General features: G+C 68.2%; 21 protein-coding genes. 12 read left to right on the top strand and 9 right to left on the bottom strand.

What is annotated here, in order from left to right:
* The first annotated feature begins 40 nt into the window (after positions 1–40).
* Positions 41–745, top strand: coding sequence for a phasin PhaH (gene phaH / locus AC07YH_RS12915; RefSeq protein ID WP_494747383.1), 705 nt, complete (start codon positions 41–43; stop codon positions 743–745).
* Between the two features lie 3 nt (positions 746–748).
* Here phaH and AC07YH_RS12910 read toward each other — a convergent pair whose 3' ends face one another.
* Entirely contained in the window at positions 749–1,066 is a 318-nt protein-coding gene (locus tag AC07YH_RS12910; RefSeq protein WP_494747382.1) for a heavy metal-binding domain-containing protein, read from the bottom strand.
* Between the two features lie 183 nt (positions 1,067–1,249).
* Between AC07YH_RS12910 and AC07YH_RS12905 the strand changes: the two genes are divergently transcribed.
* Together AC07YH_RS12905 and AC07YH_RS12900 are read left to right on the top strand one after the other, a co-directional pair.
* A complete protein-coding gene (locus AC07YH_RS12905) occupies positions 1,250–1,714 on the top strand; it encodes a DUF4112 domain-containing protein (protein WP_494747416.1) in 465 nt (154 codons plus the stop codon).
* Positions 1,715–1,757: 43 nt separating this feature from the next.
* Positions 1,758–2,219, top strand: coding sequence for a DUF4112 domain-containing protein (locus tag AC07YH_RS12900; RefSeq protein ID WP_494747381.1), 462 nt, complete (start codon positions 1,758–1,760; stop codon positions 2,217–2,219).
* On the opposite strand, the gene AC07YH_RS12895 is transcribed toward AC07YH_RS12900, so the two are convergent.
* The 3 genes from AC07YH_RS12895 to AC07YH_RS12885 are packed head-to-tail and all read right to left on the bottom strand — an operon-like array spanning position 2,216 to position 6,366.
* A complete protein-coding gene (locus AC07YH_RS12895) occupies positions 2,216–2,791 on the bottom strand; it encodes a Uma2 family endonuclease (RefSeq protein ID WP_494747380.1) in 576 nt (191 codons plus the stop codon). The genes AC07YH_RS12900 and AC07YH_RS12895 overlap by 4 nt on opposite strands.
* Before the next feature lie 31 nt (positions 2,792–2,822).
* Complete coding sequence (gene scpA / locus AC07YH_RS12890) at positions 2,823–4,976, bottom strand: methylmalonyl-CoA mutase (protein ID WP_494747379.1); 2,154 nt, start codon at positions 4,974–4,976, stop codon at positions 2,823–2,825.
* 4 nt (positions 4,977–4,980) lie between these two features.
* Positions 4,981–6,366, bottom strand: a complete 1,386-nt coding sequence (locus tag AC07YH_RS12885) for a methylmalonyl-CoA mutase subunit beta (protein ID WP_494747415.1) — start codon at positions 6,364–6,366, stop codon at positions 4,981–4,983.
* A 232-nt stretch (positions 6,367–6,598) separates the two neighbouring features.
* On the opposite strand from AC07YH_RS12885, the gene AC07YH_RS12880 reads away from it, so the two are divergent.
* The 5 genes from AC07YH_RS12880 (at position 6,599) to AC07YH_RS12860 (ending at position 13,321) form a co-directional block, all read left to right on the top strand.
* Complete coding sequence (locus AC07YH_RS12880) at positions 6,599–7,606, top strand: NAD(P)H-dependent flavin oxidoreductase (RefSeq protein WP_494747378.1); 1,008 nt, start codon at positions 6,599–6,601, stop codon at positions 7,604–7,606.
* 93 nt (positions 7,607–7,699) lie between these two features.
* The gene (locus tag AC07YH_RS12875; protein ID WP_494747377.1) at positions 7,700–8,419 is read left to right on the top strand and encodes a DUF2793 domain-containing protein; all 720 of its coding nucleotides are present in this window, start codon (positions 7,700–7,702) and stop codon (positions 8,417–8,419) included.
* A 229-nt stretch (positions 8,420–8,648) separates the two neighbouring features.
* Positions 8,649–9,224 (top strand): TMEM165/GDT1 family protein, encoded by a 576-nt coding sequence (locus tag AC07YH_RS12870; RefSeq protein WP_494747376.1) that lies wholly within the window; start codon positions 8,649–8,651, stop codon positions 9,222–9,224.
* 45 nt (positions 9,225–9,269) lie between these two features.
* A complete protein-coding gene (locus AC07YH_RS12865; protein WP_494747375.1) occupies positions 9,270–12,851 on the top strand; it encodes a hydantoinase B/oxoprolinase family protein in 3,582 nt (1,193 codons plus the stop codon).
* Complete coding sequence (locus tag AC07YH_RS12860; protein ID WP_494747374.1) at positions 12,848–13,321, top strand: low molecular weight protein-tyrosine-phosphatase; 474 nt, start codon at positions 12,848–12,850, stop codon at positions 13,319–13,321. Before AC07YH_RS12865 ends, AC07YH_RS12860 begins: the two co-directional genes overlap by 4 nt.
* A gap of 105 nt (positions 13,322–13,426) precedes the next feature.
* Here the strand turns inward: AC07YH_RS12860 and AC07YH_RS12855 are convergent, their stop codons facing one another.
* The 5 genes from AC07YH_RS12855 to AC07YH_RS12835 form a co-directional block, all read right to left on the bottom strand.
* Positions 13,427–13,912, bottom strand: a complete 486-nt coding sequence (locus AC07YH_RS12855; protein WP_494747373.1) for a hypothetical protein — start codon at positions 13,910–13,912, stop codon at positions 13,427–13,429.
* Between the two features lie 145 nt (positions 13,913–14,057).
* Positions 14,058–14,756 carry a DUF1190 domain-containing protein gene (locus tag AC07YH_RS12850; RefSeq protein WP_494747372.1) on the bottom strand — a complete coding sequence of 233 codons (699 nt, stop codon included), beginning with the start codon at positions 14,754–14,756 and terminating at the stop codon, positions 14,058–14,060.
* Positions 14,757–14,767: 11 nt separating this feature from the next.
* Positions 14,768–15,181, bottom strand: a complete 414-nt coding sequence (locus AC07YH_RS12845) for a DUF350 domain-containing protein (protein ID WP_494747371.1) — start codon at positions 15,179–15,181, stop codon at positions 14,768–14,770.
* Between the two features lie 13 nt (positions 15,182–15,194).
* A complete protein-coding gene (locus AC07YH_RS12840; protein WP_494747370.1) occupies positions 15,195–15,848 on the bottom strand; it encodes a DUF2491 family protein in 654 nt (217 codons plus the stop codon).
* A 5-nt stretch (positions 15,849–15,853) separates the two neighbouring features.
* Positions 15,854–16,885 (bottom strand): potassium channel family protein, encoded by a 1,032-nt coding sequence (locus tag AC07YH_RS12835; RefSeq protein ID WP_494747369.1) that lies wholly within the window; start codon positions 16,883–16,885, stop codon positions 15,854–15,856.
* Between the two features lie 83 nt (positions 16,886–16,968).
* Between AC07YH_RS12835 and AC07YH_RS12830 the strand changes: the two genes are divergently transcribed.
* Genes AC07YH_RS12830 through AC07YH_RS12815 form a run of 4 tightly spaced genes read left to right on the top strand, consistent with a single transcriptional unit; the run spans position 16,969 to position 19,773 of the window.
* Entirely contained in the window at positions 16,969–17,640 is a 672-nt protein-coding gene (locus tag AC07YH_RS12830; protein ID WP_494747368.1) for a YjfI family protein, read from the top strand.
* Positions 17,641–17,664: 24 nt separating this feature from the next.
* Positions 17,665–18,423 carry a PspA/IM30 family protein gene (locus AC07YH_RS12825; protein ID WP_494747367.1) on the top strand — a complete coding sequence of 253 codons (759 nt, stop codon included), beginning with the start codon at positions 17,665–17,667 and terminating at the stop codon, positions 18,421–18,423.
* Positions 18,423–19,586 carry a glutathionylspermidine synthase family protein gene (locus tag AC07YH_RS12820; RefSeq protein ID WP_494747366.1) on the top strand — a complete coding sequence of 388 codons (1,164 nt, stop codon included), beginning with the start codon at positions 18,423–18,425 and terminating at the stop codon, positions 19,584–19,586. The genes AC07YH_RS12825 and AC07YH_RS12820 overlap by 1 nt, the downstream gene beginning before the upstream one ends.
* A 4-nt stretch (positions 19,587–19,590) precedes the next feature.
* Complete coding sequence (locus AC07YH_RS12815; RefSeq protein ID WP_494747365.1) at positions 19,591–19,773, top strand: hypothetical protein; 183 nt, start codon at positions 19,591–19,593, stop codon at positions 19,771–19,773.
* Positions 19,774–19,851 lie beyond the last annotated feature (78 nt).

The following is a 19,851-nucleotide window of genomic DNA, read 5'->3' as shown; positions in this document are numbered from 1 at the left end:
ACCGCAATAGATCGCGGTTGTCAGCCCAACGGAGCGCGCCATGGTTTCGATCTTCTCCTTCCTTCCCGATGACACGGCCCAAAAGGTCGAGTCCCCCGCCGCGCCCCACCTGGCGATCGGCATGGCCTCGCCGCTATGGCTGATGTTCGGCGGCGCGGCCGCCGCCGGCGCTACCTACTGGTGGTGGACCAATCGCTGGCGCGAGGCGGTCAATGTCGAAGCGCTGATGGCGCTGGCCCCCGAGCCGGTGGCCCCGCCGGTCGCGGCGGTCGCCGTGCTGGACGCGGCGCCGGAGCCGATCCTGGAAGCCGTGACCGAGCCGGTCGTCGAAGCCGTCGCCCTGGCCGCCGAGACCACCGAAACGGTCCTCGACGCCACGCAGGAGATCGCCGAGGCCGCCGCCGAGCCGTTGGTGGAGACGATTGTCGCTGCCAATGAAGATGTCGCCGAAGCGGTGGTCGAGCCCGCCGTCTTGGCCGAACCGGTCGCGGCCGAGCCGCTCGTGGCCGAGGCCGTCGAAGCCGCGCCCGCCGCTGTCGAAGCCGCTCTCGACGATCTGACCAAACTGGTCGGCGTCGGTCCCAAGCTGGCGGCCTCGCTGGCCGACCTGGGCGTGACCAAGTTCAGCCAGATCGCCGCCTGGACGCCGGACGAGCTGGCCTCGTTCGACCAACTGCTGAACCTGAAGGGCCGCGCCGAGCGCGAGGCCTGGATCGATCAGGCCAAGCGCTTTTCGGAAGCCTAGGGCCTAAAGGACGACGGCGGTCCCCGAGACGGAGACCATCATCATCTGGGCGTTGGGGCCGACCGTGTTGTAGTCGAGGTCGACGGCCAGGATGGCGTTGGCCCCGACCTTCTCGGCTTCCTTCACCAGCGCCTTCAGGGCGTCCTCGCGAGCGCGCGCCAGCACGCGCTCGTACGACTTGGAGTGACCGCCGACGAAGTCGCGGATCGCCGCCAGCAGATCGAGCACGACGTTCGCGCCCAGGATCGACTGGGCATAGATCGCGCCCTTGTACTCCTGGACCGGGCGGCCCTCGATGAACGGCGTTGTCGAGATCAGCATCCGGGAATCCTGGCGGGCGAACACGGTTAACTTAGGCGCAAACGCCGCCATTCGCGAGGGGCTCCCTCGAAACGCGAGACTTTCCATCACGCCGTTCGCCCAACGAGGGAATCTGACGGGGCGGGCCTTCCTGTACGGCCGTGCTTCGGGCAGATTGCCCGCGTTTACCGCGTCCGGAGCCGTCTGGTGATCTTCGCGAAATCGCACGTCGAACTGCACAACATCCGCAACAACGTGGAGCGGGTGAAGAAGCTGTCCGACAACGTCGTCGGCGTCGGACCGCTGGGCATCGGCCTGGACGGCCTGCTGACCTGGATTCCAGGCGCGGGCGAGCTCTACAGCCTGGGCGCCGGCAGCCTGATCGTGTTCGACGCCGTGCGGGCCCGGGCCGCGCCGATGATCGTCATCCAGATTTGCGCCATCATCCTGATCGACACGGTCGCCGGCTCGATCCCGGTGGCCGGCAAGGCGCTGGACGTGCTGTTCACCGGCCACAAGTGGTCGGCCGACATGCTGACGCGGCACATGGACGACACCATCTATTTCGAAGGCGCGCGCAAGGACGTGCAGGGCACCCAGGAATATCGTGACCTCTTGGCCCGCATCCAGGCGGGCAAGGAAAAGCGCCGGGTCGTCTTCCTGGGTTAGATTCCAGACACAACCTTCAGCGAGGCGGGGCGTTCAGGGAAGCATGACCGACGACATCTCCGTCTCCTCCGGCTATTCGGACGCCCACGCGGATCGCCGCGCCAAGGCCCACCGCGCCTGGCGTTCGGCCGAGACGATCAAGCGTGTCTCCGACCGGCTGATCGGCATCGGGCCCTTCGGCCTGGGCCTGGACGGCGTGCTGGCCTGGGTGCCGGGCGTGGGCTTGGCCTACGGGCTCGGCGCGGGAGCGTTCCTGATGATGCACGCCTTCCACGCGGGGGCGTCGGCGGGCACCCTGGCGCGGATGGCGGCCTATCTGGCGGCGGATAACCTTTCCGATACGGTGCCTGGCCTGGGCTGGGCGATCGACACCCTGTTCCCCGGCCACCTGATGGCCGCCAAGGCCCTGCAGAAGGACATCGAAAGCCGTCACGGCCTGCCCGAAGAGATCGCCTTCGAGCGCTCCCAGAAGAAGCGCGGGCTGTTCGGGCGGAAGAAGGGCTAGCGGATCGGCGGAAGGTTCGCGAGCGACAGCGAGACGCTCGGCAGGACCAGCGCGGTCACGGTGTCTTGGGCCGAATAGCGGGTGACGTCGCGATAGACGCCGTCGGCCGGATCGCGATGGACGATGATCGTGTCGGTGTTCACATCCACGACCCAGTAGTCGCGCACGCCGTGCTGAGCGTAGAGCTCGGTCTTGAAGGCTAGGTCGTACGTGATCGTCGAGTGGGCGACCTCGATGACAAGACCGACGTCGGTCCCGTTGACGGAAGCCAGCGGAAGGCTCGCGTCGTAGACATAAAGATCAGGGTCCGGCGCGTTGGTCGGCGAAAGTCTTAGCGTCGAGTCGACCACCACGATCGCGCTGCCCATGCCCTTGGCCATCAGTGCGTAGGCGATCTGCATCTTCACGCGCGTATGCGGTGCGCCTTCAGGGGCCATTTCAAGCAGCGCTCCGTCGATCAACTCGATACGGGCGCCCTCTTGGAGGATACCGGCCTCCTGCATGCGCAGAACATCGTCCAGCGTGAAGCGGTGCTGTTGCGACGTCTCCAGCGCTCGGACGAGGGCGTTCATGACCTCAGGATAACACGGGCTTGGCGGATCGCTATGCCGCCGTGCCCTGACTGTAGCCTAGCTGGATGTTCAGCTTCTCCAGCACCTCGATGGCCGCTTCGGCGATGACCGTGCCGGGTGGGAAGATGCTGGCGGCGCCGGCGTCGAGGAGGGCCTGGAAGTCCTGGGGCGGGATCACGCCGCCCACCACCACGACGATGTCGGAGCGGTCGCGCTTGGCCAGTTCGGCCTTCAGTTCCGGCACCAGGGTCAGGTGTCCGGCCGCCAGGGATGAGGCGCCGACCACGTGGACGCCGGACTTGATCGCCTCGTCGGCGGCCTCGGCGGGGGTCTGGAACAGCGGGCCGATCTCGACCTGGAAGCCCAGGTCGGCGAAGGCGCTGGAGATCACCTTCTGGCCGCGGTCGTGGCCGTCCTGGCCCATCTTGGCGACCATGATGCGCGGCGCGCCGCCATGGGCCTCGCGGAAGGCGGCGACCATGGCGCGGGCGCGGGCGGCCTTGGGATCGGCACCGGCCTCCTTGCCGTAGACGCCCTCGATGGCCTGGATCACCGCGCGGTGGCGGCCGAAGACCTTCTCCATCGCCAGGCTGATCTCGCCGACCGTGGCCTTGGCGCGGGCGGCGTCGACCGCGAGCGCCAGCAGGTTGCCGGTCCCGCGCGCGCCGTCCTCCAGCGCCTTCAGCGCCGCCTCGGTCGCAGCCGGATCGCGCTCGGCCTTCAGGCGCTCCAGCTTCTCCAGCTGTTGGGCGCGCACGGAGCCGTTGTCGACCTTGAGCATCGGGATCACGTCCTCGCCCTCGGGCTTGTAGCGGTTGACGCCGACCACGCTCTGGCGATTGGCGTCGATGCGGGCCTGGGTCTTGGCGGCGGCTTCCTCGATGCGCAGCTTGGGGATGCCCTGCTCGATGGCCTTGGCCATGCCGCCGGCGGCCTCAACCTCTTCAATGTGGGCAAGGGCCTTCTGGGCAAGATCGTGGGTCAGGCGCTCGACGTAGTAGCTGCCGCCCCACGGGTCGGCGACGCGGGTCGTGCCGCTTTCCATCTGCAGGAACAGCTGGGTGTTGCGGGCGATGCGGGCCGAGAAGTCGGTCGGCAGGGCCAGGGCCTCGTCCAGGGCGTTGGTGTGCAGGCTCTGGGTCTGGCCGTTCACGGCGGCCATGGCCTCGACGCAGGTGCGCGAGACGTTGTTGAACACGTCCTGCGCCGCCAGCGACCAGCCGGAAGTCTGGCTGTGCGTGCGAAGCGAGAGCGAGCGGTCGTCCTTGGGCTCGAACTCGCGCTTCATCAGGCGGGCCCAGAGCAGGCGGGCCGCGCGCATCTTCGCGACCTCCATGAAGTAGTTCATGCCGATCGCCCAGAAGAACGACAAACGCGGCGCGAAGACGTCGATGCTCATGCCCGCCGCGACACCGGCCCGGGCGTATTCGATGCCGTCGGCCAGGGTGTAGGCCAGCTCCAGGTCGGCCGTCGCTCCGGCCTCCTGCATGTGATAGCCGCTGATCGAGATCGAGTTGAACTTGGGCATGTTCGCCGAGGTGAAGGCGAAGATGTCCGAGATGATCCGCATCGAGGGCGCGGGCGGATAGATGTAGGTGTTCCGCACCATGAACTCTTTGAGGATGTCGTTCTGGATCGTCCCCGACAGCTTGTCGGGCGAGACGCCCTGTTCCTCGGCCGCGACGATGTAGAGCGCCAGGATCGGCAGCACCGCGCCGTTCATGGTCATCGACACGCTCATCTTGTCGAGCGGGATGCCGGAAAACAGCGTGCGCATGTCCAGGATCGAGTCGATGGCCACGCCGGCCATGCCGACATCGCCCTTCACCCGCTCGTGGTCGCTGTCGTAGCCCCGGTGCGTGGCCAGGTCGAAGGCCACCGACAGGCCCATTTGGCCAGCGGCCAAGTTGCGCCGATAGAAGGCATTGGAGTCCTCGGCCGTCGAGAAGCCCGCGTACTGCCGCACCGTCCACGGGTTGGTCACATACATGGTCGGGTAGGGACCGCGCACGAACGGCGCGACGCCCGGGAAGCCGCCGGTGAAGTCCAGGCCCGCCACATCGTCGGCATCGAAGACCGGGGCGACGGCGACGCCTTCGGGCGTGTTCCAGGCTTCGCCCTCGGGCGCGGGCGCGGAGGCGACCTCGGCGAAGTCGATGGTGGTGAAGTCGGGGAACTTGCTCATGGTTTCAGGCTCCCTCGAAGGCGGCGGCGAAGCGCACCGGCGTCAGGGCCGGGCAGTGGCTGTCGGGACCAGGCAGGCGGACATCGGGACCAGCGACGGCGATGGCCTGTGGCGTCTCGACCTCCGGCGTCTTGTCGTCGGCGTTCGGGAAGACGGTGACCCCCAGGATCTTGCGGCTCTTGTCGGCGAAGGCGGCTTCCTGCGCTTTGCGGGTGCTCGCCACTGCGTCGGCGACGAGGCCGCTCTCCAACGCCTTGATGATCCCGCCGGCGGCCTCGATGGCCTGGAAGCCGCCCCAGGCGGCGCGGGCCATCTGGTCGGTCAGGCTGTCCAGGTACCAGGCCCCGCCGGCCGGATCGGCGACGCGGCCCAGATTGCTCTCTTCCATCAGGACGAGCTGGGTGTTGCGGGCCTGGCGGCGGGCGAAGGCGGTCGGCAAGCCGATGGCGTCGGTGAAGGCGTCCAGCAGGATCACGTCGGCCCCGCCGACCGCGCCGGCGAATCCGGCCGAGGTCAGGCGCAGCAGGTTGGTCCAGGCGTCGGCCTTGGCCAGCATCCGGCGCGAGGAGCGGACCTCGATCTTCGGGGCCACCGAAACACCGCAGGCGTCGGTCAGCCGCGCCCACATGGCCTTGGCCGCGCGGACCTTGGCGACGCCGGTGAAATATTCCCCGTCCAGGCTGACGCCGAGCACGATCCTGCCGAAGGCGTCTTCCATCGTCAGGCCCTGGCGGACCAGGGCCTTGGCGTAGGCGAGAGCGCTGGCGGTCATCATCGCCAGCTCCTCGGTATTGGAGCCGCCGGCCTCATGCGCGGCGCGGCCGGCAGCCAGGAACAGGCTGGCCTTGACGTAGGTCTGGGCCAGGCGCGAACCGACCGTGGCGGCGCTGAAGACGTGGCTCTCGATCGGGCCGGGGCTGACGCCGGCGGTCGCGAAGGCGGTGAGGGGATCCAGGTGGAAAGCCAGCGGCGCATTGGGCGCGGCCTTGGCCAAGGTCCCCAGCCAGTCGGCGGCCTTGGGGCCCAGGAAACCGGCGTCCAGGGCGACGGGAGCAAGGTCCACCAGCACGCCCGACAGCGCCTTGGCCAGGTCCTCGGCCGAACCCACCGCGACACCATTTTCGCCGGTCGGATCGATCTGCAGCAGCACCGAGGCCGCGCCGTTCTCCAGGTCCGTCAGGACATCCTTGGCGGTATGCGACACGTCGGGATGGGCGGCGCGGACGCGCAGGTCCCAGGGGCGATCCGGATCGCGGGCGCGCAGATCACGGGCCACCGCGACGCCGTCTTGTGCCGTGTACAGGGGCTGGATCGTCAGGCCGTCGGGCGTCTTGACCGTCAGGGCGTCGTCGAAGCTCTGGCCCTTCAGGGTCTTCTCGACCAGGGCCATCCAACGCGCGCGCGTCGCGTCGTCGCCTTGGGCGCCAAAATCCTCGGCCAGGGACGTCGTCGGCACGGTCAAAGCGTCTCTCTCCTGCGGTGCAGCATTTTTTGTCTTTTGGACCGTGATGCGCTCCTGCCCTTACGGCCGTCAAGTCTTGCGCCCGAACCAAACGCGCGTTTAATCTGATCGGTGATCACATATGTCGGCGCTCCAGACCGACTCAAAGGGGAACTCCTCCATGGCTCTGCCGCCGATCCTGCGCGACCGCCTGCGCCTGCCGGTCATCGCCTCGCCGCTGTTCATCATCAGCAATCCCGACCTGGTCATCGCCCAGTGCAAGGCCGGCATCGTCGGTTCGTTCCCGTCGCTGAACGCCCGTCCGATCTCGCAGCTGGACGAGTGGCTGCACCGCATCACCGAGGAACTGGCCGCCCACGACAAGGCCCATCCGGAGGCCCCCTCGGCGCCGTTCGCGGTCAACCAGATCGTCCACAAGACCAACAACCGGCTCGAGGAGGACATCGAGCTGTGCGTGAAGCACAAGGTGCCGGTGGTCATCACCTCTCTGGGCGCGCGCGAGGACCTGAACCAGGCGATCCACTCGTACGGCGGCATCACCCTGCACGACGTCATCACCGACCGCTTCGCTCGCAAGGCCATCGAGAAGGGCGCCGACGGCCTGATCCCGGTCGCGGCCGGCGCGGGCGGCCACGCCGGCACCCTGTCGCCGTTCGCGCTGATCCAGGAGATCCGCCAGTGGTTCGACGGGCCGGTGGCGCTGTCGGGCTCGATCGCCTCGGGCCGTTCGATCCTGGCCGCCCAGGCCATGGGCGCGGACCTGGCCTATATCGGCTCGGCCTTCATCGCCACGCAGGAAGCCAACGCCATCGAGGGCTACAAGCAGGGCATCGTCGAGGGCCGCGCCGACGGCATCGTCTATTCGAACCTGTTCACCGGCGTGCACGGCAATTACCTGCGCTCGTCGATCGTCGCGGCGGGCCTCGATCCCGAAAACCTGCCGGTCAGCGATCCGTCCAAGATGAGCTTCGGCTCGGGCGGCAACCAGGAGGCCAAGGCCTGGCGCGACATCTGGGGTTCGGGCCAGGGCATCGGCGCCATCGACCAGGTGCTGCCGGCCGCCGAACTCATCGCCAAGTTCGCTGCGGAGTACGAGCAGGCCAAGGCCGAACTGGCGGCCAAGACGGCGCTGACCTCCGGAAATCATTTGGCTTTCGCCGCCGAGTAGGCGGGTGGAGCACGGGGACGGAGCAGCCTCCGTCCCCGGCCTTCGCGGCGACGTGATGCTGGGAGCGACTTCAACCCGCTCCCGGAGCCGCCCATGTTCGACGACGTCACGCCTCGCCTCGGTCTGCCCTATGTGGTCGCCGCCCAGGCCCAGAAACACATCCCGATCAATGAGAGCTTGGCCCGGCTGGATGGCCTCGTGCAGCTGGCCGTCGAGAGCCGCTCGGTCTCGATCCAGCCGGCCAGCCCCGTCAGCGGCGCTGTCTGGATCGCGGCTTGGCCCGGTCCGCCCGCCGGGACTCTGATGCGCTTCGAGGCCGGCGCCTGGGAAGCGCTGACCCCCGCCGAAGGCGTGCTGGCCTGGGTCAAGGACGAGAACCAGATGGTCGCCTTCGACGGCGCGGCCTGGGTCCCGTTGTCGGCGACGTTCCGGAGCACCGTGGCGGCCCAGACGCCAAACCTTGCCAACACCCGGCTGGAGGTCCTGGAGCAGGAGGTCACGCTGTCGGGCGTCTCGACCGCCACCAGCATCGCCATCCCCAACCGCGCCATCGTGCTGGCGGTCTCGACCCGGACCACGGTCGCGGTCACCGGCGCGGCCTCTTACAACTGCGGCGTTTCGGGCGAGGTCAGCAAGTTCGGCGGTTCTCTGGGCGTGGCCAAGAATTCCAGCAACATCGGGGTGGTCGGGCCGACGGCCTACTACGCCGACACGCCGGTGCTGATCAGCGCGGTCAGCGGCAGCTTCACCGCCGGCAAGGTGCGGGTGGCCATCCACGTGCTGCGGTTCGACGCACCTGCTTCGGTCGCCTGACGCGTTGACGGCGGCGGCTTGGGCGGCTACACGCGCCTCACCTTTGGGGAGTAGCCGCCCGCATCCATCAGTGGGCCCCGCCGTCAACACACTCGGTCTTCGGACCGTGGCGCGGGGAAGGGAAGCTGAAGTTCAAGCTTCCTTGGCGAGACCAATGGCGCCGATTTTCATCCGGGCCGGGTGGACGTCGACGCTATTGGCATGCGCCCGGCCCGGAGGACTATTTCAAATGGAAGCCCTGCTCGTCTCGACCCTGGTCGTGGCCATCGCCGAAATCGGCGACAAGACCCAGCTGCTGGCCATCATCCTGGCCACGCGGTTCAAGAAGCCGATCCCGATCATCATGGGCATCCTGGTCGCCACCCTGGCCAACCACGCCCTGGCCGCCACGGCCGGTTACTGGGTGTCGGATTTCCTGAGCGGCGAGTGGTTCCGCTGGGCCATCGCCGTGTCGTTCATCGCCATGGCTGGCTGGGCGCTGATCCCCGACAAGGCCGATGACGAAGAGGGCCAGAGCGTTGGCCGCTATGGCGTGTTCGCGACGACGGCCATCGCCTTCTTCCTGGTCGAGATGGGCGACAAGACCCAGATCGCCACCGTGGCCCTGGGCGCCAAGTTCCACTCGATCGCCTGGGTCGCCGCCGGCACCACCCTGGGCATGATGCTGGCCAATGTCCCGGCCGTGTATCTGGGCGAGGCCGCCACCAAGATCGTGCCGCTGAAGTATGTGCGGATGGGCGCGGCGCTGATCTTCCTGCTGCTGGGTATCTGGCAGGTGGCCGAGCTGACGGGGCTGTTGAAGTAGACACCCCAACGGCTATGAGGGGCGGAGCAAGGAGTTCCGTCCCTCATGACTCAAGATCCGCGCGGTTGGGAGTTCTGGATCGACCGGGGCGGCACGTTCACCGACATCGTCGCGCGGCGGCCGGACGGGTCGCTGGTCACCCACAAGCTGCTGTCGGAAAATCCCGAGCACTATGCCGACGCCGCCGTGGCGGGTGTCCGGGCGCTGTTGCCGCACGGCGCGACCATCGACGCGGTGAAGATGGGCACCACGGTGGCCACCAACGCGCTGCTCGAGCGCAAGGGCGAGCCGACGGTGCTGGCGATCACCAGCGGTCACGCCGACGCCCTGCGGATCGGCTACCAGGCGCGGCCCAAGCTGTTCGAACGCCATATCGTCAAGCCCGAAGCCCTCTACGATCGCGTCGTCGAGATCGATGAGCGGATGAGCGTCGAGGGGGCCGTGCTGCGGCCGCTCGATGAGGCCGCAGCGCAGGCAGGCCTGCAGGCGGCGTTCGACGAAGGCTTCCGCGCCATCGCCATCGTGCTGCTGCACGGCTTCCGCTTCACCGACCACGAGGCGCGGGTGGCGGCGATCGCGCGCGAGATCGGCTTCACCCAGGTGTCGGTCAGCCATGAGGTCAGCCCGCTGATGAAGCTGGTCGGGCGCGGCGACACGACGGTGGTCGACGCCTACCTGTCGCCGATCCTGCGGCGGTATGTGGATCAGGTCGCCGGCGCGCTGGGTCACGACACGCGGCTGCTCTTCATGCAGTCGAACGGCGGGCTGACCGACGCGCGGGCGTTCCGGGGCAAGGACGCCATCCTGTCCGGCCCGGCTGGCGGCGTGGTCGGCATGGCGCGGACGGCGGGCGAGGCCGGCTTCGAGCGCGTGATCGGCTTCGACATGGGCGGCACCTCGACCGATGTCTGCCACTATGCCGGCCAGTACGAGCGGGCCTTCGAGACCGTGGTGGCCGGCGTGCGGATGCGCGCGCCGATGATGAACATCCACACCGTGGCGGCGGGCGGTGGCTCGATCTGTAGCTTCGACGGCGCGCGACTGCGGGTGGGCCCGGCTTCGGCCGGTGCCGTGCCAGGACCGGCGGCCTACCGCCGGGGCGGGCCGCTGACCGTCACCGACTGCAACGTCATGCTGGGCAAGCTGCGGCCGGAGTTCTTCCCCAAGGTGTTTGGCCCCAACGCCGACCAGCCGCTGGACGCCGAGGCGGTCTCACGAGGTTTCGAGGCGGTGTCGGCGCAGATCGAAGCCGCGACCGGCAGGGCCATGACCCCGCAGGAAGTGGCCGAGGGCTTCGTCACCATCGCCGTCGAGAACATGGCCAAGGCCGTGCGGCAAATCTCGATCCAGCGCGGCTACGACGTCACGCGCTATGTGCTGGCCTGCTTCGGTGGGGCGGGCGGGCAGCATGCCTGCCTGGTCGCCGACGCGCTGAGCATGACCAAGGTGATGATCCACCCGTTCGCGGGCGTGCTGAGCGCCTACGGCATGGGCCTGGCCGACCTGCGCCTGATCCGCGAGGAGACGGTCGAGCGGCCGCTCGACGCGGCGGGCGATCTGGCCGACCGCGCGAAGGTGCTGGCCGCCGAGGCCGAAGCGGCCTTGCGCGCCCAGGACGTGCCGATGGCCTCGGTCGAGACGGTCGCCAGCCTGCGGGTAAAGTACGCCGGCACCGATACGCCGCTGGTCGTGCCGTTCGGCGATCGGGTTCGCGAGGCGTTCGAGGAATTGCATCAGCGCCGCTTTGGCTTCACCTCGCCCACGACGCCGCTGGTGGTCGAGACGCTGTCGGTCGAAGCGATCGGGCATTCGGATGCGGGAGACGCACCAGAACCTAAATCTAGTGCGTTTGCGGAAGTCGGTCCGCTCGCCACTGTCGAAGCCCGCATGGCCGGCGAACTCCACAGCACCCCCGTCTTCGACCGCGAAGCCTTGGCGATCGGCGCCGAGATTCTCGGCCCGGCCATCATCCGCGAGGCCACCGGCACCACCGTCGTCGAGCCCGGCTGGCGCGCGACCGTCGACGCCCACCTGAACCTGATCCTCGACCGGGTCGTCGCCCTGCCGACCCGCAAGGCCATCGGCACGCAGGCCGACCCCGTCATGCTGGAGGTGTTCAACAACCTCTTCATGGCCGTGGCCGAGGAGATGGGCTTCGCGCTGCAGAACACGGCGTATTCCGTGAACATCAAGGAGCGGCTCGACTTCTCCTGCGCCCTGTTCAGCCGCGACGGCGACCTGATCGCCAATGCCCCGCACATGCCGGTGCACCTGGGCTCGATGGGCGACAGCGTGCGGGCTATCCGCGACGGCCGCGAGCACGACGGTCGAGGCATGCGGCCCGGCGACGTCTACATGCTGAACGCGCCCTACAACGGCGGCACCCACCTGCCGGACGTGACGGTGGTGATGCCGGTGTTCGACGCGGCGGGGGTCTTGCTGTTCTACGTCGCCGCGCGCGGGCACCAGGGCGACATCGGCGGGATCACGCCGGGCTCGATGCCGCCGACCAGCAAGACGGTCGAGGAGGAGGGCGTCCTGATCGAGAACTTCCTGCTGGTCGAGGGCGGGCGGTTCCTGGAGACCGAGACGCGCGCCCTGCTGGCCTCGGGCAAGTGGCCGGCGCGCAATCCCGACCAGAACATCGGCGACCTCAAGGCCCAGATCGCCGCCTGCGCGCGCGGAGCCGAGGCCCTGACCGGCATGGTCGCCGAGTTCGGCCAGGACGTCGTCGAGGCCTATATGGCGCACGTCCAGGACAACGCCGAGGAGGCCGTCCGTCGCGTGCTGGCGAAGACCCGGAGCGGGTCGTTCGCCTACGAACTGGACGACGGAGCGGTGGTCCGCGTGGCCATCGATGTTGATCAGCAAGCCCGTACCGCCCGCGTCGATTTCACCGGCACCAGCGACCAGGTCCCGACCAACTTCAACGCCCCGGCCTCGATCTGCCGGGCGGCGGCGCTGTACGTGTTCCGCACCCTGGTCGACGACGAGATCCCGATGAACGACGGCTGCCTGCGGCCGGTCGAGCTGGTGATCCCCGAGGGCTCGATGCTGCGGCCGCGCTATCCGGCGGCGGTGGTGGCCGGCAATGTCGAGACCAGCCAGGTGGTGGTCGACGCCCTCTATGGCGCGCTTGGCGTGATGGCCGGGGCGCAGGGAACGATGAACAACTTCACGTTCGGCGACGAGCGGCGGCAGTACTACGAGACCATCTGCGGCGGCTCGGGGGCGGGGCCGGACTTCGCCGGGACCGACGCGGTCCAGACCCACATGACCAACAGCCGCCTGACCGATCCCGAGGTGCTTGAGACCCGCTATCCGGTGCTGGTCGAGGCCTTCGGGGTCCGGCGCGGTTCGGGCGGGCAGGGGAGCTATCGCGGCGGCGACGGCGTGGTGCGCAAGATCGGCTTCCGCGAGCCGATGACCGCCACCTTGCTGTCCAACCGCCGCCGCGTGCCGCCGTTCGGGCTGGAGGGCGGTGGTCCGGGCGAAGTCGGCAAGGCGCGGGTCGAGCGGACTGACGGTTCCATTCAGGCGATGTCCGCCACCGATCTCGTCGAGGTCGGCGCGGGCGATAGCATCGTCATCGAGACGCCGGGCGGCGGCGGTTGGGGGAAAGCGTGAAGGCCTCGGTTCTCTTCGTCTGCCTGGGCAACATCTGTCGCTCGCCCCTGGCCGAGGGCGCGTTCCGCGCCGAGGCGCAAGCCTTGGGCCTGGACGTCACGGTCGATAGCGCCGGCATGGGCGGCTGGCACACGGGCGAGGCCCCGGACCCCCGTTCGGTGGCCGTGGCGCGCCGCAACGGCGTCGATATCGGCGGCCAACGGGCGCGCCAGGTGAAGGCCGACGACTTCCGGACCTTCACCCACATCTACGCCCTGGACCACGACAACCTGCGCGGCCTGCTGCAGATCGCGCCGTCGGATGCGACCGCCGAGGTGGGGTTGCTACTGGACCTGGTCAAAGGCCATCGCGGACGGGCCGTGGCCGACCCGTACTATGGCGATGACGCCGGGTTCGATGTGACGTGGAGCGACGTGGTGATGGCGTCGCAGGCGTTGGCGCAGCGGCTGGTGGAAGAGGGCTGGCGCTAGCTGAGGGGCCGAAACCTCGTCCTTCGACAAGCTCAGGATGAGGTTTCTAGTGCAGCGCTCGAATTAGTCTTCATCCTGAGCTTGTCGAAGGACGAGGGCCGGCCCTCAGTGCAGCGTGGGCCGCCGGACAGGCTGAACCACCACCTCCGGCTCGTCGAACCGCATCGGCAGCGCCATGCCGTCATTGGCCAGCGCCGTGTTCAGGAACCGCGCCATGACCGTCACGGTCTCGGGCGTGATCACCATGCCCTCGATCAGGCGGCCGGCGATCTCGGGGGAGGCGGGGCAGACGCCGCAGGCGGTGATCAAGCGCTGTTCGTCGTCGGCGTAGCCCTTGCAGCAGGGCGCGGAGACGCAGAGCGGGCGGCGGACCTGGCCCTCGATGGCGCTCATCATCAGGATGAAGGCGGTGGCCACGCGGGGCGAGACGAAGGCCCCGGCCTTCTTCGACAGTCGCTGGCCGGGCTCCTCACCGAGGACGCGGGCGGTGACCCACTGGCGCAGCATCCAGAGCAGGATCCGCTCGCCGTCGGCCAGGCCGACCGGGCCGCAGTGGGTCAGGTGAGTCTCAGAGAAAGGGTCGGACCGCACGCCGGAAATCTCCTCGCCTGGCAGGGGGCCGACACCCGCCCTGGCGAACCGATCTCGGTGAGCGGCCCGACGCGTTCTTGCGAACACATCGCAACTAGACGGGATGTGTAGTTGCGAGTCAATTGCAAAAACGCGCCGGCGTGATTTAACCGCCGAAACCGCCCCGGAAGCTGCGGCTGGAATAGCTGCTGCCGCTGGAGGAGCCCTTGCCCGTGGCGTAGCTGGAGCTGCCGCGGAAGCTGCTGCGGGCGTAGCTGCGATCACCGCCGAAGCCGCCGCGCGACACGACCGAGGTGCGGGTCTGCACCTTCGGCGGGGTCTGGCGGATATTGGCCGGCGGATCGATGCTTTCGCGGGTGATCACCGTGCGGCCGGTGTTGTAGTCGCGATCGAGGCGCCCGCCCCAGGTCGAGTAGTAGCCATCGTCCCGGTGATAGAGGCCGGTGCCGCGATAGCCGCCGCCGTTCAGCATCTGGCCGACCACGAAGCCCGCCAGCAGCGGGGTGAAGAAGCTGCCGCTCGAACCGTTGTTGTAGCTGCGCGGCACGCAGTTGCCGACGCCGTAGACGTCCTCGCAGGTGGCGCGTTCGTCGTAGCGCGGCGCGTTCTCTTCGTTGTCCTTCTGGGCCGCGGCGTAGGAGGTGCGGCACTGGTCGTCGGTCAGGTCGTTGGCCTTCAGGCACTCCTGCAGGGTCTTGTAGTCGTAGGCCTGGACCTGTTCGCCGCGATTGGGGTCCCAGGTGGCCTGCCCGGCGGGATCGCCGCAGCCGGCCAGGCCCAGGGTGGCCGCGCCCGCGACCATGGTGGTCAGCTTCAGCGAGGTCGAGCGTTTGCGCGTGGTCATGGGAAGCGTCCTCACGCGGTCATGCAGGCGGCGTTCAGCAGGCCGACCGCGATGGAGATGCCGGCCAGGTAGATGCCGATCGAGGTCTCACCGTTCTCGATGCGCGCCTTGACGTCGGGCAGGGCGACCAGGCGCACGCCGGTGAAGGCGGCGATCTGGATGACGCCCGCGACGGTCGCCCAGGCGGCGAATTCCGGCAGGCTGACGGTGTGGCTCAGCGCCGAGGCCAGGGGCAGGGCGTAGCCGATCAGGGCGCCGGCCAGCGAGACGGCGGCGGCGTTGTTGCCCGAACGGATCAGCGCCTTCTCGTTATAGGGCGTCACCCACTGGTAGATGTACTTGAAGGCGATGGTGAACAGGCCGGCCACGACGAAGGCCAGCAGGAAGGCGATCGCGCCGTCCGTGAAACCGATGAAGTCGAACATTCTTGGGGTCCCCCTAGGCCTTGAACTCGCCGGCCGACAGCGGCAGGCCGATCATCATTTCGTGGGTTACGTCGCCGCCTTCGGGCTCCAGCGTCAAGGCGAGCATCAGCTCGCGCCCGTCGCCGTCCGCCAGGTCGCGATGGAACAGCATGGTGGTCTGGAACAGGCGCTTGTCCGGAACGGTCGAGGCGCGGTCGTAATAGACGTCTTCCCAGAAGGTCACCGGGTCCTGCTGTTCGGCCTCCTCGCCGAACCAGAAGCGCCGATATTCGGGAAGGTCGGGCGGGGTGAACGTCCGGGCGCTCAGGCGCTGGGCCCAGGCGAAGCGGCTGCCGTCGCCGGTCCCGCTGCCGGGATACTCGCTGGCCCATGGCAGGAAGATCGTGAAGTCGTCGGCCGTCGCGCCGTCGGGGTCGTTGGAGACCGCCTGGAACAGGATCTCGTCCTCGGTATAGAACCGATGGACATAGCCGCCGTCGCTCAGCTGGATCAGGCCCTGGGCGGTGATCTCCAGCGTATCGCGATCGAGGGCGAAGCGGGTCTCGGAACCGAAGCGACGCCAGGTCAGCGGATCCAGGATCACGGTCCGGCCGATGGTGACGTTACGGACAACGGGCAGGGCGGCCTGGGGCTGCTTGTCCTTGCCGCCGAAAAGCTTACCGAACATCAGTCCTAGACTCCCATCGGATCGGCCAGCCGCCGCTGAGCGACATAGAACAGGCGCGCGCCCGCCGGAAGGTCTGCCTGGCTGCGGACGTCGAACGAAGGCTGGGCGGCGCCAGCGGCCTGCCAGGCCAGCAGGGTGGCGTCCTTGGCGTGCAGGCGCTGGGCGGCCTGGTCGATCGTCGAGGCCGCGCCGCCGCGCCACTCGGCGCAATACAGGGTGGCCGAGTCGTCCAGGTGGCTGATCAGGGCGTTCAGGACGCGGCTGGCGCCGGGGTCCTGCACCGCGCGGACCACCAGCTCGGGGCCGGGCGCGATGATCGACTCGACCTGCGGGCAGTGCAGCTTCAGCAGGTTCGCGGCGTGATGGTCCTGGAAATAGCAGACCACGTGGGCGGTTTCGTTGATGCCGCTGACGGCCAGGGCGGCGGCCAGGGTGTCGGGATCGTTGTCGGTATAGATGGCCACGCGGCGGGCGTTGGGGACACCGGCGCGGCGCAGCTCGGCCGGATCGGTCAGGGCGCGAGCCCGGATGTAAAGCACCCGCTCGTCAGGATCGGCGAGCTCCTTGCGGGTGACCAGCACCACGCGCCCGCCATGGGCCTCGGCGTGCAGCTCGTCGATCATCTTGGGGGTCTGGTCGGGCACGAAGCCGATGACCACGGTGGTGTCCGTCATGCGTCCATAGTCTCCGCGGCCTTCCTTGCGCCGCCGCCAGAAGTCGCCCACGGCGGCGAGGCTCTTGGCCACGATCGTCGTGAAGATGGCGATCGCCCCCGGGAAGATGAAGATCGCCGTGACCAGGCGTCCGGCGGACGTCTGGGGGCTGAGGTCTCCGTAGCCTACCGTATAGGCGGTGGTCAGGTACCAGTAGAGGAACTCGACCGGCGTGACGATCTTGGCTTCGCCATCCAGGGCCAGGACCAGCCAGGAGAGGCCGGCGTGAACCGTCGCCGCCGCGGCCAGAACCCACCAATGCAGTTCCGCGACGGCGAAATGCACGCGGTCAACAGCACGGCGCAGCAGAATGACGAACGACAAGCTTGCCCCCGACCCTAGGTCAACTGCAGGATGAGCCTGCCCGGTCTCTTGTCAAGCGTTCATGGTATGCATACATGTAACGCATGCCCGCCAGGACGACCAGAGGCGCTCAGGCCGCCGAACGAACCCGCGCATGGCGCGAGGCGCGACGCAAGGCCGGCTTCGTCAAGATCGAGGTCTGGGCCCCGGCGGCATGTAAGCCCGACATCCTCTCGGCCGTCCAGGCCATCGTCGTGGAATCGGCGCGCGGGCCTACCCTGAACAGCAACCCCCATCCCCCCAAGGGCGTCAGACACATGGATTCCGTTATCGACACCGCCTGGACGATCCACAGCCTGCGCGACGCGCTGGTGGACAGCGCCCTCGTGCGCGAAGGCGAGCTGACCGCCACCGTGGTCGAGGGCGTCGAGCCCGTGCTGCAGGTCGTGATGCATGAGTTCGGCGACCTGCCGATCTATGTCAGCGGCGGCGCGCTGCAGCTGGTCGTCTCGACGCTGCTGTGGCCCTGCGACGAACAGAACGACCGCGCGGCCTTCAACGAGTTCCTGCTCAAGGCCCAGAAGATCGTGCCGCTGTCGAATTTCGGCATCACCAGCGTGGATGGCCGTGACTATTACGAGCTGATGGGCGAAATCTCGTCCAAGACCACCTTGCAGACGCTGATCATCGAGCTGCGCACCCTGGCCGACAACGCCATCGCCGCCGCCAGCGACCTGCGCGACACGTTCGAAAAAAGCCGCGCGTCGGCCGCCTAAAGAATTGGACCTGGAGACTTACTGATGTCGATCTGGAGCAAGCTCTCGGCCCTGTTCCGTGGGACCGCGCACGACGGCGCGCAGACCATCGTGGACGCCAACGCCCTGAGGATCCTGGACCAGGAAATCCGCGACGCCGACAACGCCCAGGGCAAGGCCCGGGACGAGCTGGCCAAGCTGGTCGCCCGCCGCCGCAGCCTGGAGACCGAGGTCGGCCAGCTGACCGAGCAGGCGCGCAAGTACGAGTCCTCGGCCCGCGCGGCGATGAACAAGGGCGACCAGGCCCTGGCCCTGGAAGTGGCCCAGCGCATCGCCGACCTCGAGAAGGACTCGGGCCAGAAGGCCACGCAGATGAACGAGCTGCGCGCGGCTGAAGAGAAGCTGCGCACGATCATCGCCCAGACCGACACCAAGGTCGAAGCGCTGCGTCGCGAGATCGAGATCGTGAAGGTCAACGAGAGCGTCCAGAAGGCCCAGGCCGCCGTGATCTCGCGCTCGGGTTCGGCCAGCGGCGTCGTCGGCTCGGCCGCCGATAGCTTGAAGCGCATCAAGGAGCGCCAGTCGGTTCGCGAGGAGCAGTTCCGCCTGCACAGCGAGTCGGAAGACCGCAAGACCGGCGCCGATCTCGACGCCAAGCTCGCGGCCGCCGGCATCCTGCCGGGCGGTGGCGGCGCCGAGGACGTGCTGGCCCGCCTGATGGCTCCGAAGGACGAGGCTCTGCCCGCCCCGATGCTGGCCATCGAGGACAAGCAGAAGGTCAACAAGGACGGCTCGGACGCCTGATGCGCCGCATTGATCTGACCCCTCGGCCCGACTGGAAGTCCAAGGCCGAGGCGGTCGGCTTCACCTGGCACCACGCCGATGGTCGTCGCTACTGGGACGAACGGGCCGCCTACGCCTTCACGCTGGAGGAGGTCGAGGGCCATCTGGAGCCGGCGACCGAGGCGCTGCACAAGCTGTGCCTGGAACTGGTCGACGACGCGGTGAAGAGCGACGCCCTGATGGCGCGTCTGCAGATTCCCGAGGCCGCGCGCGATCTGGTCGCCGCTTCGTGGGCGGCGCGCGATCCGTCGCTCTACGGCCGCTTCGACTTCGCCTATGACGGGGCGGGGCCGCCCAAGCTCTACGAATACAACGCCGACACCCCGACCAGCATCTATGAGGCCGGCGTGTTCCAGTGGCTGTGGCTTGAGGACCTGATCGCCCAGGGTCTGTTGCCGGAGAGCACGGACCAGTTCAACAGCCTGCACGACCAGCTGGGCGACCGCTTCAAGGCGATCTTCCCGAACGGCGGCTTCGTCCACTTCGCCAGCGTGCCCGACTTCGTCGAGGACCGGCAGACGGTGCGGTTCCTGGAGGACATGGCGGCCCTGGCAGGGCTGGAGCCCAAGTTCGTGCCGATCCAGGAGATCGGCCTGGACGCCGACGGTCGCTTCGTCGACCAGGACAACTACATCATCGGCGCGATCTTCAAGTTGCATCCCTGGGAAGAGATGTTGCGCGAGCCCTATGCGGCCAACATCGCCGGCTCGGGCGCGCTGTTCCTGGAGCCGCCGTGGAAGGCGGTGCTGTCGAACAAGGCCTTGCTGCCCCTCTTGTGGGAGCGCCATCCGGGGCATCCGAACCTGCTGGAGACCTATTTCGACGACGACCCCAAGGTCGAGCGGCTGGGTAACAGCTACGCCCGCAAGCCGCTGTTCAGCCGCGAGGGCGCGAACGTTGAGCTCTGGAAGGACGGCCGCAAGGGCCGGGTGCTGGACCTGGGCTATGGCGAGGAAGGCTGGATCCGCCAGGAACTGAAGCCGCCGCCGAAGTTCGGCGTGAACTATCCGGTGGTCGGCTCGTGGGTGATCGGCGACGTGGCGGCCGGCATCGGCGTGCGCGAGGATCGCGGCCGGGTGACGCGCGATCGCTCGCGGTTCGTGCCGCACATCATCGAGGGTTGAGGCGGTGGGCAAGCGGAGCGGCGTTCCGGAGACGGACGCGGCCATCGCGGCGCTTTCGACCGAGGCGTTGAGACGTGAGATCCGATCCGCCGAACTGCACTTGCCACATCTGGGCATCCTGCCGCGCAAGGGCCTGCAGAAGCGCCTGCATCGTCTCTACAAGGCGCTCGCCGAACGCGAAGGCTGACCGCGACGAAGCGTCTCCGTTGCGGCTCGTTTCATCTCGGTAGGAAACCGGTATCATTCCCGTGAGACAAGGCGTTCA

The sequence above is a fragment of the Caulobacter sp. GW456-12-1-14-TSB4 genome (assembly GCF_059424195.1).
Note: the sequence above shows the minus strand (reverse complement) of the source record. Positions and strands in the feature narration are given on the sequence as shown.

What these genes read in the sequence shown, in the direction of transcription:
- phaH (WP_494747383.1), top strand. Translation starts at nt 41, where the DNA reads ATGGTTTCGATCTTCTCCTTCCTTCCCGATGACACGGCCCAAAAGGTC.
- AC07YH_RS12910 (WP_494747382.1), bottom strand. Translation starts at nt 1,066, where the DNA reads ATGCTGATCTCGACAACGCCGTTCATCGAGGGCCGCCCGGTCCAGGAG.
- AC07YH_RS12900 (WP_494747381.1), top strand. Translation starts at nt 1,758, where the DNA reads ATGACCGACGACATCTCCGTCTCCTCCGGCTATTCGGACGCCCACGCG.
- AC07YH_RS12895 (WP_494747380.1), bottom strand. Translation starts at nt 2,791, where the DNA reads ATGAACGCCCTCGTCCGAGCGCTGGAGACGTCGCAACAGCACCGCTTC.
- scpA (WP_494747379.1), bottom strand. Translation starts at nt 4,976, where the DNA reads ATGAGCAAGTTCCCCGACTTCACCACCATCGACTTCGCCGAGGTCGCC.
- AC07YH_RS12885 (WP_494747415.1), bottom strand. Translation starts at nt 6,366, where the DNA reads ATGGCCCTGGTCGAGAAGACCCTGAAGGGCCAGAGCTTCGACGACGCC.
- AC07YH_RS12880 (WP_494747378.1), top strand. Translation starts at nt 6,599, where the DNA reads ATGGCTCTGCCGCCGATCCTGCGCGACCGCCTGCGCCTGCCGGTCATC.
- AC07YH_RS12875 (WP_494747377.1), top strand. Translation starts at nt 7,700, where the DNA reads ATGTTCGACGACGTCACGCCTCGCCTCGGTCTGCCCTATGTGGTCGCC.
- AC07YH_RS12870 (WP_494747376.1), top strand. Translation starts at nt 8,649, where the DNA reads ATGGAAGCCCTGCTCGTCTCGACCCTGGTCGTGGCCATCGCCGAAATC.
- AC07YH_RS12865 (WP_494747375.1), top strand. Translation starts at nt 9,270, where the DNA reads ATGACTCAAGATCCGCGCGGTTGGGAGTTCTGGATCGACCGGGGCGGC.
- AC07YH_RS12850 (WP_494747372.1), bottom strand. Translation starts at nt 14,756, where the DNA reads ATGACCACGCGCAAACGCTCGACCTCGCTGAAGCTGACCACCATGGTC.
- AC07YH_RS12845 (WP_494747371.1), bottom strand. Translation starts at nt 15,181, where the DNA reads ATGTTCGACTTCATCGGTTTCACGGACGGCGCGATCGCCTTCCTGCTG.
- AC07YH_RS12840 (WP_494747370.1), bottom strand. Translation starts at nt 15,848, where the DNA reads ATGTTCGGTAAGCTTTTCGGCGGCAAGGACAAGCAGCCCCAGGCCGCC.
- AC07YH_RS12830 (WP_494747368.1), top strand. Translation starts at nt 16,969, where the DNA reads ATGCCCGCCAGGACGACCAGAGGCGCTCAGGCCGCCGAACGAACCCGC.
- AC07YH_RS12825 (WP_494747367.1), top strand. Translation starts at nt 17,665, where the DNA reads ATGTCGATCTGGAGCAAGCTCTCGGCCCTGTTCCGTGGGACCGCGCAC.
- AC07YH_RS12820 (WP_494747366.1), top strand. Translation starts at nt 18,423, where the DNA reads ATGCGCCGCATTGATCTGACCCCTCGGCCCGACTGGAAGTCCAAGGCC.